General features: G+C 34.9%; 11 protein-coding genes. 10 read left to right on the forward strand and 1 reads right to left on the reverse strand.

Translation table 11 applies throughout. The features are described 5' to 3' along the window. Positions 1 to 70 precede the first annotated feature (70 nt). Both nusA and DMB95_RS00940 read left to right on the forward strand, forming a co-directional pair. A complete protein-coding gene (gene nusA, locus DMB95_RS00935; RefSeq protein ID WP_142930525.1) occupies positions 71 to 1,177 on the forward strand; it encodes a transcription termination factor NusA in 1,107 nt (368 codons plus the stop codon). Between the two features lie 160 nt (positions 1,178 to 1,337). Then, the gene (locus DMB95_RS00940) at positions 1,338 to 1,799 is read left to right on the forward strand and encodes a hypothetical protein (RefSeq protein ID WP_142930526.1); all 462 of its coding nucleotides are present in this window, start codon (positions 1,338 to 1,340) and stop codon (positions 1,797 to 1,799) included. Positions 1,800 to 1,889: 90 nt separating this feature from the next. On the opposite strand, the gene lepA is transcribed toward DMB95_RS00940, so the two are convergent. Continuing rightward, a complete protein-coding gene (lepA, locus tag DMB95_RS00945; RefSeq protein ID WP_142930527.1) occupies positions 1,890 to 3,680 on the reverse strand; it encodes a translation elongation factor 4 in 1,791 nt (596 codons plus the stop codon). Positions 3,681 to 3,834: 154 nt separating this feature from the next. On the opposite strand from lepA, the gene DMB95_RS00950 reads away from it, so the two are divergent. The 8 genes from DMB95_RS00950 (at position 3,835) to DMB95_RS00980 (ending at position 15,492) form a co-directional block, all read left to right on the forward strand. Further along, on the forward strand, positions 3,835 to 5,106 hold the full coding sequence (locus DMB95_RS00950) for a TolC family protein (RefSeq protein WP_142930528.1): 1,272 nt from the start codon (positions 3,835 to 3,837) through the stop codon (positions 5,104 to 5,106). After that, on the forward strand, positions 5,103 to 5,840 hold the full coding sequence (locus DMB95_RS00955; protein WP_137632729.1) for an efflux RND transporter periplasmic adaptor subunit: 738 nt from the start codon (positions 5,103 to 5,105) through the stop codon (positions 5,838 to 5,840). Before DMB95_RS00950 ends, DMB95_RS00955 begins: the two co-directional genes overlap by 4 nt. Positions 5,841 to 5,843: 3 nt before the next feature. Then, on the forward strand, positions 5,844 to 8,864 hold the full coding sequence (locus DMB95_RS00960; RefSeq protein ID WP_142930529.1) for an efflux RND transporter permease subunit: 3,021 nt from the start codon (positions 5,844 to 5,846) through the stop codon (positions 8,862 to 8,864). Positions 8,865 to 8,937: 73 nt separating this feature from the next. Beyond that, positions 8,938 to 9,066: a hypothetical protein gene (locus DMB95_RS09690; protein ID WP_260604802.1), complete on the forward strand. Its 129-nt coding sequence runs from the start codon at positions 8,938 to 8,940 to the stop codon at positions 9,064 to 9,066. After that, positions 9,029 to 10,738: a hypothetical protein gene (locus DMB95_RS00965; RefSeq protein ID WP_142930530.1), complete on the forward strand. Its 1,710-nt coding sequence runs from the start codon at positions 9,029 to 9,031 to the stop codon at positions 10,736 to 10,738. Before DMB95_RS09690 ends, DMB95_RS00965 begins: the two co-directional genes overlap by 38 nt. A 144-nt stretch (positions 10,739 to 10,882) precedes the next feature. Next, the gene (locus DMB95_RS00970; protein WP_142930531.1) at positions 10,883 to 11,674 is read left to right on the forward strand and encodes a sulfite exporter TauE/SafE family protein; all 792 of its coding nucleotides are present in this window, start codon (positions 10,883 to 10,885) and stop codon (positions 11,672 to 11,674) included. A 57-nt stretch (positions 11,675 to 11,731) separates the two neighbouring features. Then, entirely contained in the window at positions 11,732 to 14,566 is a 2,835-nt protein-coding gene (gene uvrA, locus DMB95_RS00975; protein WP_142930532.1) for an excinuclease ABC subunit UvrA, read from the forward strand. Further along, a complete protein-coding gene (locus tag DMB95_RS00980) occupies positions 14,563 to 15,492 on the forward strand; it encodes a hypothetical protein (RefSeq protein ID WP_142930533.1) in 930 nt (309 codons plus the stop codon). The genes uvrA and DMB95_RS00980 overlap by 4 nt, the downstream gene beginning before the upstream one ends. Positions 15,493 to 15,564 lie beyond the last annotated feature (72 nt).

Here is a 15,564-nt window from a genome sequence, read left to right on the forward strand (position 1 = left end):
ACAATTTTATTCTAACTTTTCTTTACAAATCTACAGAAAATTAAATCACCAAAAAATAAAGGAGCATAACATGGAAAAAATCAGCGATATTATAGAATCTATTGCAAATGAAAAAAATTTAAAACTTGAAGCAGTCAAAGAAAAAGTCATCAAAGCCTTAATCAACACCGCAAAAAAAGTCTATGGCGAGCAGTATGAGTTTTTTGTCGATCCTAAAAATTTACAACTTTATCAAAAAATTCTCATCGTTGCTGATAGTGATGAAAGATTGCAAGATGATAACGAGCATTTTATCGCTATTTCAAAAGCAAAAAAAGAAGCCCCAGAAGTCGAAGTGGGCGATGAGCTTACTTATGAATGCCCTTTAGAAAATTTAGGTAGAACAGCTGTTAATATCTTGCATAAAGAGCTAGAATACCACATACAAAAGCTTTTAGAAGAAACCATTTATGAAAAATACCAAAATATGATAGGGCAAATGGTTTTTGGAAGCGTAGTGCGAGTAGATAGCGAGGAAAACACTTTTATAGAAATAGACGAGCTTAGAGCCTTTTTACCAAGAAAAAACCGCATAAAGGGTGAAAAATTTAAAGTCGGCGATGTAGTCAAAGCAGTCATTCGCAGAGTTTTTGCGGATAAAAACGGAATTCGTATCGAGCTTTCAAGAACAAGTCCGAAATTCCTTGAAGCCTTACTTGAAGCTGAAGTGCCAGAGATCAAAGATGGCTTGGTTAAAGTATATGCAAGCGCGAGAATTCCGGGCGAAAGAGCAAAAATCATCTTGCAAAGCTTGAGCGCAAGTGTTGATGCTATCGGCGCAACCGTAGGACAAAAAGGTGTAAGGATCAATGCAGTAAGTAAAGAACTTCACAATGAAAATATCGATTGTATCGAATACAGCGATGAAGTAGCCATACTTATCATGCGTGCCTTAGCTCCAGCGATCATCAGTTCAGTAAATTTAGAAGAACCTAAAAACGAAGATGAGCCTAAAATCGCTCTTGTTTCACTCAATAGCGAGCAAAAAAGCAAAGCTATAGGCAAAAGTGGCATTAATATACGTCTTGCTTCTATGCTTACAGGCTATGAAATCAAGCTTGTTGAACTTGGCACAGCAAGCAGTGCAAATAGCGAAGAGGCGATGAAAAATCTTGAAAATCTCTTTAAAAATGTCTAAAATAAAGATAAAAGCATAAAAGATTTTTTTGCGTTTTTTTGCAATAATCCTTGTTTAATGTTTATAAACCTTAAAACTCTATAACAAAAAACGATGCTTTTAAACTGCAAAGTTTTATTATGATATAAAAATATAAAGCAAGTCTTAGAAGGTTTTTACAATGAAAAAGATTGTTTTGATAGCTTTGATTATTATTATATTTTCAGCGTGTGGAACGACTTTAAGCCGCTATCCTATGGAATATATAGGAGGTGCGTGCGTAAGAGGAACAAGCTCTATAAATGATAATGAACAAAAAGTAGGTATGCTTTATCATTTTAATCTGGTTAGAAAATACACTATAGATATACCCGTTTGTTTTATTGGTATATATCCTGCTTTAATCGTTTATGGTGCTGATATCGTGATTTATAGTAGAATATCAAGCAAACATGCTGATGAGGATATTTGCGAATTTAGATTAACAAAGTTTGAAAGAGTGCAGTGCTTAAGCGACTTTGCAATACAACAAAAAAACGAAAATACAAAATACTACACCGACAATAAAGAACGTTTAGATAGTTACATCAATGTAAATGATGAGAAATACCAAATGCTAGAAATAGATAAAAAACAAAAATAGCTCATCATGGCAATAAGATATGATTGATTATTGAGTTTAGCACTAAAAATATTTTTTAAATTTAAGCACAAACTCACTACTTATCAGCATTTAATCTATCTTCAGCACGCTCAAAAAAGCTTCTTGAGGTAAGCTTACCTTACCTATGGCTTTCATTCTTTTTTTGCCTTCTTTTTGCTTTTCAAGCAATTTTCTTTTTCTTGTGATATCGCCCCCATAGCATTTTGCGGTTACATTTTTACCCATGGATTTTATGGTTTCTCTGGCTATGATTTTAGAACCTATGCTTGCTTGAATAGCTACTTCAAAAAGCTGTCTTGGAACTATTTCTTTCATGGCTTTTACAAGTTCTCTGCCCTTGCTTTGTGCCTTTTGGCTTGGCACTATAATGCTTAAAGCATCGACATTTTCCCCAGCCACCTTTATATCAAGCTTAACCAAATCCCCAACCCTAAACTCAATAGGCTCATAATCAAAGCTCGCATAGCCCTTTGTAAGACTTTTAAGCTTATCATAAAAATCCATAACAATCTCATTTAAAGGCAAATCATACTCAAGCAAAACCCGCACCGGCGTGATATAATCCATCTTAACCTGCACGCCTCTTTTATTGTTAAGTAAGGTGATGAGATTGCCTAAAAATTCACTTGGAGTGATGATAGTTGCGCGCACAAAAGGCTCTTTAATATGATCGATTTTATTCACCATAGGCAGTTCGCTTGGATTTTGAATTTGTATCATAGAGCCATCTGTAAGATATACTTCATAAGTTACAGTTGGTGCAGTAGCGATTAAATCAAGATTAAATTCTCTTTCAAGTCTTTCTTTAATCACTTCCATATGCAAAAGCCCTAAAAAACCCACCCTAAAGCCAAAGCCCAAAGCCAAAGAAGTTTCTGGCTCATAAGTAATAGAACTATCATTAAGTTTTAATTTCTCTAAAGCATCTCTTAAGTCTTCAAATTTATCTGTTTCTATAGGATAAAGCCCTGCAAAGACAAAAGCCTTTGCTTTTTCAAAGCCTTCAATGGCTTCGCTTGCTTTGTTTTTGCTTAAGGTTATAGTATCGCCAACTTGCACATCGCCTAAGGTTTTAAGCCCTAAAACCACTATGCCAACCTCACCTGAGCTAAGCTGTTTCGTCTTTATAGGTGCTAGGGGATGAGGGTATAAAAGCCCTTGCACGAGGTGCTTTTTAGCTGTGCTCATGATAAATACTTCATCATTTAAGGCAATTTGTCCCTCATACACACGCACTAAGGCTAAGGCTCCAAGATAATTATCAAACCAGCTATCATAAATCAAAGCCTTGCAAGGCGAGTTATCATCATCTTTTGGGGCTGGAATTTTTGTAATGATAGCTTCGATAAGCTCTTTGATACCCTGCCCGCTTTTTGCGCTCACGCAAAGCGCTTCATCGCAATTTATACCGATGATATGCTCAATCTCGTGTTTAACCTTATCAATATCAGCTGAAGGTAGATCGATTTTGTTAATCACTGGTATGATCTCAAGATTATTTTCTAAAGCTATATAGACATTTGCTATAGTTTGAGCTTCCACACCTTGACTTGCATCAACGACAAGCAAAGCCCCTTCACAGCTTGCTAAAGACCGGCTAACCTCATAAGAAAAATCCACATGTCCGGGGGTATCTATGAGATTAAGCACAAATTTTTCATTTTTAAATTCGTATTCAAGCCTTACACTTTGAGCTTTTATGGTAATGCCTCTTTCTTTTTCTATATCCATAGTATCCATAACTTGAGCTGACATTTGCCTATCACTTATAGCCCCACATTCACTGATAATGCGATCAGCTAAGGTGCTTTTTCCATGATCAATATGAGCGATAATGCAAAAATTTCTTATGTTTTTCATCGATGATAAAGCCTAAATTTGAAGTTTTTAAAAAGCACATTGTAGCAAAAGATGAATTAATTTTCTTTGAAATTTCATACTAAAACTAAGTGAATTAAAAGTAAAAATACTTTATACTTTAGCTTAAAATTTAGCCCATTAAGGAAAAGTTTAAGTGAAAAAATGGCTCTTTGTTAGCATTTTGCCTTTATTTTTAAGCGCTTCAAATTTAAACGAGCTTATCGAATTGAGCTTGAAAAATGAAACATATTTAACTAAAGAATTACAAAGTCAAAAAGCTTATGAAGAAAAGCGGGCTGCATTTAGAGCGTATCTACCAAGCCTAAGCGTGCAAGGAGCGTATGTTGCAAACAACAAAGATCGTTTCATCATCGATCCTAAAGAAAGCTTGTATGCAAAACTTTCTTTAAGCGTCTTGCTTTATGATGCAGGAGGAAGGGAGGCAAAGCTCAAAAGCCTTGAAAGCTTACACAAACTTGCCAAGCTTAATCAAGAATACAGCAAAAACTATCTCTTTTTTCAAGCAAGCACCTTGTTTTTAAACTATCAAAGTGTGCAAGCGTTAATCAAAGCAAGCGAGCAAAAAGAACTCTTTTTAAATGAAAATCTCAAACGCCTTGAAGCCTTTTATAAAACCGGCTTAAGCTCAAAAGAAGAGCTTGAAAGCGTAAGAGCAAAAGCTGCTCTTGTCAAACTTGAGCTGGCTAAAAATAAACTTCAATTGCTTGAAATTTCAAAAAATATCCAAGAGCTTTGCGGACAAAACTTTATCCCGCAAGGCAATGCAAGCCTTAAAGAACCGGGTTATCAAAGCTCAAATTCGCTTGAAATCATCATCGCGCAAGAACAAAGCATACTTGCAAAACACCAACTTCAAAGCGTAAGGGCTGAATATTTTCCGCGTTTTTTCCTACAGAACAATCTTGGTTTTTATAAAAATAACTTTGATATTGACATACCAAATTCGCCTATCTTGCCTTTGCAAGACTTTGCTAACAAATACTTGCAAAAACATTCAACAAATAATCAATTCATACTTGGTTTTGAATGGAAAATTTTTGATTTTGGCGCAACAAAGGCTAAGGTTGAGGCTGCACGACTTGAAGTGCAAATGATGAGCTTAAATGCTGCTTATACACAAAGAAAAAACAAGCTTGAACTCAACTATCTTATCGATGAACTCAAAGTTTTAAAAGAACAAATTAATGCTCTTGAGCTAAGCTTAAATGCAAGCAAGCTTGCCTTTGAAAGCGTGGATAAAAAATATAAAGCTGGTTTAAAATCTTATACTGAATATCTTCAAAGCTTAGAAAATCTTTTTCAAACAAGGGCGAATTTAGAACTTGTGAAAAATGAATTTGAAATCGCTAAGGCAAGGTATTATTTTAATGCTGGTATAAGCATAAAAGAAAGGATAGCTTCGTGAAAAAAGTTTTGTGTTTGTTTTTTGCTGTTTTAAGCTTAAAGGCTGAGGAAATTTATGCAAGCTTTGATGTGTATGCTCTTCATCAAAGCAAACTTGCCTTTGAAAGCGGTGGCATAGTTAAAGAGATCAAAATAGAGCCTTCAAGTGTAGTAAAAAAGGGCGATGTTTTAATCATACTTGAAAACTCAAGCGAGCTTATAGGCTTACAAAACGCACAAAATAAACTTGCACTTGCTGAAATAGCCTTTAAAAACGCACAAAGCAAGATGGATAAATTTAAAGAAGTGCAAAGCATGATCGATACACAAAGCTTTGAGGATATAGAAGCAAACTTTAAACGCGCAGGCTTAGAGCTTGAAAGTGCAAAAATCAATGTTAAGCATTTTGAAAACCTGCTTGATAAAAAAAGCTTAAAGGCTCCATTTGATGGCATAATAGCGGCTAAATTTGTCGAGCTTGGACAAGGGGTTGCGCCGATTTCTCAAGCTGTGCTTGAGATTTATTCGTATCCAGAAGTAAAACTTGTACTTAGTTTTGATGAGAAGTATAAGGACAAGGTTAAAGTGGGACAAAATTATCGTTTTAAGCTTAAAGGGCAAGATAAAGAACAAAGTGCAAAAATCAGCCTTGTATATCCTAGTATAGAGCCAAAAACAAGAAAGATTTTTGCAGAAGTAAAAAGTTCTCATCTTACGCCCGGACTTTTTGGAGAAGGCGTTATTATCGCTGAATAAGACATGTATAAGCTAGCCATTAACCGCCCTATCACAACCTTGATGTTTTTTGTTGCTTTAATCATCTTTGGACTCATTTCAGCCTTTTCTATGCCTATAAATTTATATCCAAGAGTAAATATCCCTTTGATTAAGATCACAGCAGCTACGAGTGGGGATTTAAGTTTTATAGAAAGCAAGATCACTAAAGAGATTGAAAATGCTATCAGCGAGATTGATGGCATTAAAAATATAAGCTCGGCAAGTTATGATAATTTCAGCATTAGTGTGGTTGAATTTGAGCTTAGTAAAGATCTTGAAATCGCAGCAAATGATGTGCGTGATAAGATAGGCGCTTTAAGTCTTAGCGTAAAGCCAAAGATAGAAAAAATTTCATCAGATGCAGGAAGTATCATCAGTCTTTTTATCAGCTCAAAAAGCAAAGATAGCCTTCATTTAATGAGAAGCGTTGATGAAAAACTAAAGCCTTTTTTACAACGCATTTTAGGGGTTGGCAAGATCGAAACCATAGGCTTTTTAAAGCCTCAAATTCGCATAAAACTTGATCCAGAAAAACTCAGCAAATACCACCTCAACGCCCAAGATGTGGCACAAATCATTCAAAGCCAAAATTTCAAACAAGCCTTAGGCGAGCTAGAAAATGACAAAGAAAATTTTATCATCAAGGGCTATTTTGAAGCAACAAACCTTGAAGAATTAGGGCAAATCAGACTTATGCCCGGAGTTTTTTTAAGCGATATTGCAAAGATAGAACAAGGCTATGAGGACGCTAAGCAAGATGCTTTTTTTGAAGGGCAAAATGGAGTTTTACTTGAGATAAACAAGATCAGTGGCTATAACGCTCTTGAAGCGATTAAAAATGTCAAAGCTAAGCTAGGCGAGTTTGAAAAGCTTGCTGGGGCAGATTTAAGCGTTAAAGTGGTGTATGATAAAAGCGAAAATATCAGCAAGCACCTTATGCAAGTGATCTTTGATCTTATTTTAGGTGTTATTTTAACGATGACTATCGTGTTTTTGTTTTTGCGAAATTTAAGTGCAACTATCATCGCAAGCATTGCTATACCTTGTTCTATCATCGCGACTTTTTTTCTTATCGATATGCTCGGCTTTGATCTAAACCGCCTAACCTTCATCGCTTTAACGCTTAGCATTGGCATTTTTGTTGATGATGCTATAGTGGTGATTGAACATATCTCAAAAAAAATCACTACTTTAAGCCCATTGCAAGCTGCTTTTGAGGGCATTAGTGAGATAGGTTTTAGCGTGCTTAGCATTAGCGTGGTGCTTTTGTGCGTTTTTATCCCCATTTCTTTTATGGACTCTGTGCCGGGCTTATTTTTTAATGCTCTTGGTATAAGTGTTGCGTGTGGGGTTGTAGTAAGCTTTTTAGTAGCGGTATTTTTAATCCCTAGCCTTTGTGCTCGCTTTTTTAACCCAGCTCAAAGCAAGTTTTATCAAAAAAGCGAACAATTCTTTGAAAATATAGAGCAAAGTTATCAAAACTTACTTGCTAAAATCCTTAAAAACAAAGGTAAATTCATACTTTTAAGCTTTGCTATCATTGCTGTATGCTTTTTCTTAGCAAGCAGGCTTGGGCTTGACTTTTTGCCAGAAGAAGATGACGCAGAGTTTCAAATTCAACTTGAACACAAGCAAAATGTGAGCTTAAACGCTATGCAAAATATCACCCAAGAAATACTAAGAACAATAAAAAGCGATGAAAGGGTGGAATATGCATATCTACTTTTAGGATATAATGACGCCAAAGAGAGTAAAAAAGCTAAAATTTATGTCAAGCTCAAGCCACTTAATGATAGGGATAAAAGACAGCCAGCCATTATCAATGAATACCGCCAAAAACTACACAATGAAAACTTAAAGATCAAAGTCTTATCCTTGCCCAAATTTGAAGGGGCTGGGGTTGATGAGCCAGTGCAATTTGTCTTGCTAGGAGATGATATAAACGAGCTTTTAAAAGCAAGTGAGCGCGCAAAGGCTGTGCTAGCAAGCAACAAAGATATCAGCGATATAGATGATAATGCAAATTCTAAAAAGGGCGAAGTCGCAGTAAGCATCAACAAAGAGCTTGCTAAAAAGCTTAATGTCAATCCTGAGTATGCTGCTGGTGTACTTGCTTACTCTTTTGGGCAGCTTAGCGTAGGAAGTATGAGCGTTGGGGACTTTAAAGATGAAGTGGTGCTTTCTTTTGATGAGAAATTTAAGCAAGATATAAAGGCTCTTGATAAAATAGAGATTAAAAACAACGATGGGCTTGTTTTAAGCCTTGCAAGCGTGGCTGATTTTGTGTATAAAGAGGATTTGGGCGTGATAAATCGCTATAACAAAAACCGCAGTGTCAAGATCACAGCAAGCAATGGGGATTTGTCTTTAGGTGCTGTGCAAAACTTGCTTGTATCGCATGCTGATGAAATTCTAGGACAAAACTCAAATTTAAGCTATACCTTTTCTGGTTTTATCAGAATGCTTGGCGAAACCATTCATGGCTTTGTTATCGTTGTCGCTTTAGCTTTGGTGCTGATCTATCTTGTTTTAGCAGCTTTGTATGAAAGCTTAATCTTACCTTTTATCATCATGCTTACCATGCCTTTAGCCTTTGCTGGGGCGTGCTTTGGGCTATTTATCACGGGAAATTCTTTCTCGCTTTTCGTGCTTGTAGCTATCATCTTGCTTTTTGGTATGGTGGGTAAAAATGCTATCTTGCTTGTTGATGTGGCAAATCAAAAGTGCCATGAGGGCTTAAAAGCTGATGAAGCATTAATAGAAGCTGGAAAACAAAGGCTTAGAGCGATTTTAATGACAACGCTAGCGATGATTTTTGCTATGCTTCCACTTGCCTTAAGCAGAGGCTCAGGCTATGAGGGAAACTCGCCTATGGCTATAGCTGTGATCTTTGGACTTATTAGCTCAACTATACTCACCTTGCTTGTGGTGCCAGCTTTATTTTCCTTTGCATATAAGCTTGATGTGCGTTTAAGAAGGATTTATGAGAGAAAAAAGGTTTAAGCTAAATTTGAAATTTCATTTTTTTTTTTTTTGATATAATCGCTTTTGATTTTTAAATTTTAAGGATAAAAAAATGAAAAAGAATGTCATCTTACTTGGTGGAAGTAATTCTGTAATGGTGAATGGTTTGCAAAAGGGGTTAAAAGAAGGCATTGATATCTTAAATGCTAGTGGCTGGGGGGGGGGGCTTAGAGTTTTATAATCTTGCCTTAGGAGCTAATGATTCTTTACAAAAGCTCTTTGCTATTAAACAGTATGCAAATATTATAAAAAACACAGAATATATTATCATAGAAACAAATATTAATGACTATGATATGTTTCATTGGGGTTTTTCTTTAGATATCATTGCTAGAAATTTTGAATTTTTATGCAAGAGTCTTGCCAATCTTCAAGTTAAGGTTCTTTTTTTGATATTGCCACTTAAAGTTTTCAATAATGCTGATGAAAAGAAATTAAAAATAATTACTCAACTTATAAGATTGAAAGTGAAGCAGTATAATTTTAATCTTATTGATATGCAAAAGTATTATCTCAATAAAGATTTAAATAGCTTTTTCGCAACAAGTGATCCCTATCATCAACTTGGCACCATAATGAAGGTATTGGGACAAAATATCATAAAAAATTTAGCCTTTTTAAAGCAAAATGTCCTCTCACAAAATTGGGAATTACCAAATTTTGTCATTGCAACACCAAAAGAAATTTTTGATTGTCCAGAAAAATTGCCAATGAAATATATTAAAAATTCTTTCATTGAACAATCCATATACAAAGTAGATGAAAAAACAAAGCTTCATTTTAATCAAAATTTTCAAAAGTATCATATATTGGGTATGTCTATATGGAATGCATTTGAAGGTTTAGAAAATGAAAACACTTTCTCAAGCTATATCATAGAAAACAAGTCAAACAAAATAGTTAAGAACATAAAAGGACAGTATTGCTTTTTTCATTCTTTGGAAAGTCAATTTAAGATTGATGAGCAAAGTTACTTGTATTTTAATGTAGATAATGAAAAATCAACTGAACCTAGTGTATGGTTGCTAAGAAATTTTAAACCTAACTTAAATATCAAGTATTGCGGTTTAGTGCATTTTTTCTTGGCTAACTCTATGGAAAATTTCCACCAAGAACAAATTGATTTTAATGCTTTGGCTGAAGAGGATATACAAATCCCCAAAGAATACAATTTCGATCATCTCATACCGCCTATTGAATTATACAAAGAAATCATCGATGAGTATTGCACCCGAATGGATCCAATAAAACTCGCTCCACTTCAAGCTCAAATGAATGATTTTTTAAATTCTAAACTACAGCATTTAAATCAAGAAAAAGAACAACTTGCTACTCAGATTCATTCTCTCCCTCATCAAAAACAAATTCAAGAACTTGAAAATCTCAAATTTGATACAAATATCAAAAAACTACAGATAAAAAAGCTTGAAAAAGAACTTGGTTTAAAACTTAGCGAACTTGAGCCAAAACTCATCATCACACAAGATGAGCTAAACTCAGCCAAAGCAAGAGTGCATAAACATTTAGCCTATAAACTAGGACAAGCTTTGATTATCAACTCAAAGTCTTTACTTGGGTATCTTAGAATGCCTTTTATCTTAAGCTATATCAAAGCCCAGCACCATTTTGAACTGAAAAAATATCAAAATGCCATTGCTAAAAATCCAAATTTAAAACTTCCTCCTTTGGAAAACTATGCGGACTATAAAGAAGCCTTACAAGAAAAACAATGCCTGACTTATAAGCTTGGACTTGCTTTAATGCAGGCTGATAAAACTTGGTATAAAGGCGGATATGTGAAGTTTTATTTTGAGAGTAAAAGATTGAAAAGAGAATTTAAGGGGAAGGGTTAGGTGTTTGATATTTAGTGAAAAAAATTAAATTTTATGATTGAAAATAAGGTTTAAACTTAGCAAATTCACAAGTTTTTTACACGCTTAAGTAGCTTTTTACTTTGACTGCGTTAGAATTTAGGCTTTGAATACATTGGAGTTTATATGGATTTTTTTGGTTTTGATCTAGCGTATGTTTTTATCGGTATTATCTCAGGCATAGCTTCTGGGCTTTTTGGTATAGGTGGAGGTATGATTATCGTGCCTTTTGCTTTGATTTTGGGGCTTAGCTCTCATCATGCCATTGCTATGTCTGTGGTGCAAATGATCTTTGCTTCAGTTTTTGGCTCATATATCAACTACAAAAAAAAGAATTTAAATCTCAAAGACGGGCTTTTTGTCGGACTTGGCGGTATTATTGGGGCAAGTTTTAGCGGGGTTGTGGTGAATTTTTTCACAGATATTACCCTAACAGCTGTGTTTTTGTGTGTTAGCATAGTCTTTTTTCTTAAATACGCCTTTAGCGTGCAAAATCCTATCAATTCAGAACAAAAAGGGAAGCTTTTAAAGAATTTCATACTTGTGTGTGCTGGGATTTTTACAGGCGTTTTTGCCATATCTTTAGGCATAGGCGGTGGGCTTTTAATCGCTCCTATTTTAGGGTATTTTTTGGGTTATGATAGCAAAAGAGTAGTTTCTTTATCACTTTTTTTTGTGATTTTTGCAAGTGTTTCAGGCACGATAAGCTTTGTTACTCAAGGCGTTATTAATAAAAGCGTGGTAAAAAATGGTATCGTCATAGGCTTAGGCTCTATGCTAGGCGTTTATTTAGGCATTAAAATAGTCCAAAATATGAAACTTGACGCACATAAAAAAGCACTTTTAGCCATTTACACCCTTTCTATAAGCCTAACTGGAATTTCTTTACTGCGCAAGCTTGGTATGATCTCTTTTTAGCTTTAAAGCAAGGATTTTATGCTACAATAAAAGCTTTGAAAAATTAAGGATATCAAAATGAACGATAGCATAAAAATCATCGGTGCAAGGGAAAATAATCTTAAAAATATCAATCTTGAACTTCCAAAAAATCAGCTTGTCGTTTTTACCGGACTTTCAGGCTCAGGTAAATCAACGCTTGCCTTTGCTACTCTTTATGCAGAAGGACAAAGACGTTATATAGAAAGCCTAAGTGCCTATGCAAGGCAGTTTTTAGATAAGGTTGCTAAGCCAGATGTTGATAAGATAGAGGGCTTAACCCCAGCCATAGCCATAGATCAAAAAACCACTTCTAAAAATCCTCGCTCCACGGTTGGCACCATCACAGAAATTTATGATTATTTGCGTTTATTATATGCTAGAATTGGCACCCAACACTGCCACAAATGTGGCAAAATCATCTCTAGTATGAGTGCACAAGATATTACAAATGAAATTTTAAAGCTTCCAAATGGAGCTAAAATCATCATCTACGCCCCACTTGTGCGTGAAAAAAAAGGCAGTTTTAATGATTTGCTTGAAAGTCTTGTTGCAAAAGGCTATGTAAGGGCTTTAATAGATGGAGTTTTAGTTAGACTTGATGAAGAAATAGAGCTTTCAAAGACAAAAAAACATAGCATCAAACTTGTCATTGATCGCTTAGAAATTCAAGATGATTTACTTGCTCGTTTAAGTTCTGATATAGAAAAAGGCTTGCAAGAAAGTTATGGCGAGCTTGAAGTTGAGGTTTTAAATGCTGAAGAGTTAGGCATTAGCAAGCATTATCATTATAGCGAGCATAATGCTTGTTTTGATTGTAAAATTTCTTTTAATGAGCTTGAGCCTTTAAGCTTTTCTTTTAACTCCCCAAAAGGAGCATGTGAGGCTTGTGATGGGCTTGGAATTCGCTATAGTCTTGATATGAAAAAGCTTATTGATGAGAATTTGAGCATTGAAAATGGGGCGATTAAAACCATGTATGGCTTTAATAAAAGCTATTATTATAAGTTTTTGCTTGCCTTTTGTGAGCAAAATGAGATCAGCACCAAAAAGCCTTTTGGTGAGCTTGGTGAAGATGAAAAACGTTTGGTGCTTTATGGTAATGCTAAGGAAATTAACTTTTTATGGAAAAAACACCGCTTAAAACGCACTTTTGAAGGAGTTGTGAAAATCGCTTATGATATACTCAAAGATGAAAGAGATTTAGAAGACTTTATGAGTGAAAAAATTTGTAAAGATTGTGGCGGACATAGGCTTAAACCTGAAAGCTTGGCTGTAAGAGTGGCAAATAAGGGCTTGGGCGAAATTTTAGATATGAGCGTGGAAGCTTGTGTAAGCTTTTTTTCAAATGAAAAGCATTTTAAGGCTTTAAACGCACAAGCAAAACTCATCGCAAGTCCTATTTTAAAAGAGATCAATGAAAGACTTTTCTTTCTTTTTGATGTGGGGCTTGGCTATCTTTCTTTGGGACGCGATGCAAGAACCATTAGCGGAGGAGAAGCCCAACGCATACGCATAGCCTCTCAAATTGGCTCTGGACTGAGTGGGGTGATGTATGTTTTAGATGAGCCTAGCATAGGGCTTCATGAAAGAGATACGCAAAAACTCATTAAAACGCTAAGAAATTTACAAGCTAAGGGCAATACCTTAATCGTGGTTGAACATGATAAGATGACTATTGAGGAGGCTGATTTTATCGTTGATATTGGTCCTAAGGCTGGTAAATTTGGTGGAGAGGTTGTTTTTGCTGGCACTTATAAAGAGCTTTTAAAAAGCAAGAGTGAAACAGCTTTATATATGAATGGTAAAAAAAGCATAGAACATGTTAAAAACCGCCCTCAAAAAGACTGGCTTGAGCTTAAAAATGTAAATATCAATAATATCAAGAATTTAAATGCTAAATTTCCTCTGCAAAATTTAGTCGCCATCACAGGTGTTTCAGGTTCTGGCAAAAGCTCACTTATCTTGCAAACCCTGCTTCCTTTTGCTCAAGAAGAGCTTAACCGCGCAAGAAAGGTAAAAACCTTAAGCGGAGTGCAAATTGAAGGGCTTGATAAGCTTGATAAGGTGATTTATCTTGATCAAAGCCCAATAGGACGCACTCCAAGATCAAATCCAGCCACTTATACAGGAGCGATGGACGAGATAAGAAATCTTTTTGCCAGCACCAAAGAAGCAAAGATGAGAGGCTATAAGGCTGGACGTTTTAGCTTTAATGTCAAAGGTGGACGTTGCGAAAAATGCAGTGGAGATGGAGAGATCAAAATAGAAATGCATTTTTTACCAGATGTTATGGTCGTTTGTGATGTGTGTAAGGGCAAAAGATACAATGAAGCAACCTTAGAGATCAAATACAAAGGCAAAAGCATAGCTGATATTTTAGCCATGAGTATAATAGAAGCCAATGAGTTTTTTAGCTCTGTACCTCGTATCAAACAAAAGCTTGATACCCTTGTGAAAGTGGGACTTGACTATCTTACCTTAGGGCAAAATGCCACGACTTTAAGTGGAGGAGAAGCCCAACGTATAAAGCTTGCAAAAGAACTTAGCCGAAGCGATACAGGAAAAACACTTTATATCTTAGATGAGCCAACAACAGGACTTCATTTTGAAGATGTAAATAAACTCATCTTAGTTTTACAACACTTAGTTGATCTTAAAAACTCAGTTTTTGTTATAGAGCATAATTTAGATGTGATTAAAAATGCTGATTATCTCATAGATATGGGACCAGAAGGTGGGGTAAAGGGCGGAAAAATCATCGCTTGTGGCAGTGTAGAAAAGGTGGCTAAAGAACATATTAAAAGCGGCTCTTATACAGGAAAATTTCTTGCTGCTGAGCTTAAAAACAAAAAGCAAAAGGTGGCTAAATGAGAGCTTTTTTAATCGATGCTGAAAATGTAAATTTTGATAGTTTTATCACACAAAGACGCTTTAAGAAAAAAGATCATTTTTATATCATCGGCAATTCAACCTTGAAATTTTCTCTTTTCACCTTGCGTTTTTTACAAGATAAAAAGCTTAAAATTTACGATTTTAATGAGTGTAGTAAGGATTATGCAGATAAGATTATTTTAAGTTTGCTTGGCTTTTTGCTGGCTAAAAAGAAGTTTAAAAAATGTTTTATAGTCAGCAATGATAAGATTTTTTCAAGGCTTGATTTTACAAAAGAACTTTACAAAAAACATGTAAAAATACTCTCACCAAGCAATGATAAGATCAAAAAAATACAAGAATCAGCCTATCATATAGAGCTTTTTGAAAAAAATGAAAGGCTTATTAAGGATTTAAGAGAAGAAAGTGTAAATTTAGGCGAGTTTCACCGCCTTTTACAAAAGCATTTTAAAATTCATGGAACCTTGATTTATAAGTATCTTAAGCAAGAAAAAAATGAGGAATTTTTTACACTTAAAAAAAACAAGCTTTTACTTGAAAAGCCGCATTCTTCAAAAGAGCTTCAAAGTCTTTCAAACAATGATGAACAAGTGCTTGAGCTTATACCAAATATAAAGCTACTAAGTCATGATAGCACAATTTCACAAGAAGATAAAAGCTTAAATGAAGCTCAAGAAGAAAATTCAAAAAAAGAACAAGAAGCAAACACCCAAAATTTCACTCAAAGAAAACAAACATATACCCAAAATAAATACAAAAAAAGTTTCAAAAACACTCAAAGCTTAAATTCAAACGAGGATAAAACCCAGTCTTTAAAAACCACGCACCCACAAACTCAAGAAAACGATCTTAAAAATAAGCTTTTCAAACAACTTTTTAATCCGCTTAAACTCTTTAAAAAATAATTGCATTTAAGCAAGATAAACTCAAGCTCAGCCTTTTTTCTTTCAAGATTAAGCCAAAGCACAAAGTTTGCA

The organism is Campylobacter sp. MIT 12-8780, assembly GCF_006864535.1.
Classification (GTDB): Bacteria; Campylobacterota; Campylobacteria; order Campylobacterales; family Campylobacteraceae; genus Campylobacter_D.